Source organism: Nocardia sp. JCM 38205, assembly GCF_058222935.1.
Genome location: NZ_JBYHFL010000019.1, coordinates 1 through 1253, shown reverse-complemented (window position 1 = coordinate 1253; position 1253 = coordinate 1). Strand labels below are relative to the sequence as shown.

The 1253-nt window shown below is 67.4% G+C and carries 1 protein-coding gene; it reads left to right on the top strand.

Annotated features, from left to right (window positions below):
* On the top strand, positions 1-1253 hold a 1253-nt coding region (locus AC4HOU_RS29120), incomplete at both ends, for a bifunctional o-acetylhomoserine/o-acetylserine sulfhydrylase (protein WP_195012585.1).

Sequence of the window (1253 nt, the reverse complement as noted above, 5' to 3'; positions counted from 1 at the left end):
TTCGAGACCAAGCAGATCCACGCCGGACAAGCGCCCGACGACAGCACCGGCGCCCGCGCGTTGCCGATTTATCAGACGACGTCGTATGCCTTTCGTGATACCGATCATGCGGCGGCGTTGTTCGGGTTGGCCGAGCCGGGCAATATCTATACCCGGATCATGAATCCCACCCAGGATGTGGTGGAGCAGCGGATCGCCGCGCTCGAGGGTGGGGTTGCGGCGTTGTTGGTGGCGTCGGGGCAGGCCGCGGAGACCTATGCGATCTTGAACCTCGCGGGCGCGGGTGATCACATCGTGTCCAGCCCGCACCTGTACGGCGGCACCTACAACCTGTTCCGCTACAGCCTGCCCAAGCTCGGGATCGAGGTCTCCTTCGTCGACGATCCCGACGATCTCGAGCAGTGGCGGGCCGCGGTGCGCCCGAACACCAAGGCGTTCTTCGGTGAGACCATCGCCAACCCCAGCAGCGTGGTCTTCGACATTCCCGGTATCGCCGAGGTCGCGCACGCGGCCGGGGTGCCGTTGATCGTCGATAACACCGTCGCCACCCCGTATCTGATCCAGCCGCTGGCCCACGGCGCCGACATCGTGGTGCACTCGGCCACCAAATACCTCGGCGGCCACGGCGCCGCGGTCGCCGGAGTGATCGTCGACGGCGGCCGCTTCGACTGGACCGTGCGCGACAGCGACGGCCGGTCCCGGTTCCCGGGGTTCACCACCCCCGACCCCAGCTACCACGGCGCGGTGTTCGCCGACCTCGGTGCCCCGGCGTATGCGTTGAAAGCCCGGGTGCAACTGTTGCGGGATCTGGGTTCGGCGGTCTCACCGTTCAACGCCTTCCTCATCGCCCAGGGCATCGAAACCCTCAGTTTGCGTATCGAACGCCACGTCGCCAACGCGGTCGCGGTGGCCGAGTTCCTCACCCACCGCCCCGAGGTCGAATCGGTGGCCTACGCCGGGCTACCGTCCTCACCCTGGTACGAACGCGGCCGCCAACTCGCACCCAAGGGCGTCGGGGCGATCGTGTCGTTCGAACTGGCCGGCGGCGTCGACGCCGGCAAGAAGTTCGTCGACGCGCTCACCCTGCACTCCCACGTCGCCAACATCGGCGACGTGCGCTCACTGGTCATCCACCCCGCCTCCACCACCCACTCCCAACTCACCCCCGACCAACAACTCGCCGCCGGCGTCACCCCCGGCCTGGTCCGCCTCGCCGTCGGCATCGAAGGCATCGACGACATCCTCACCGACCT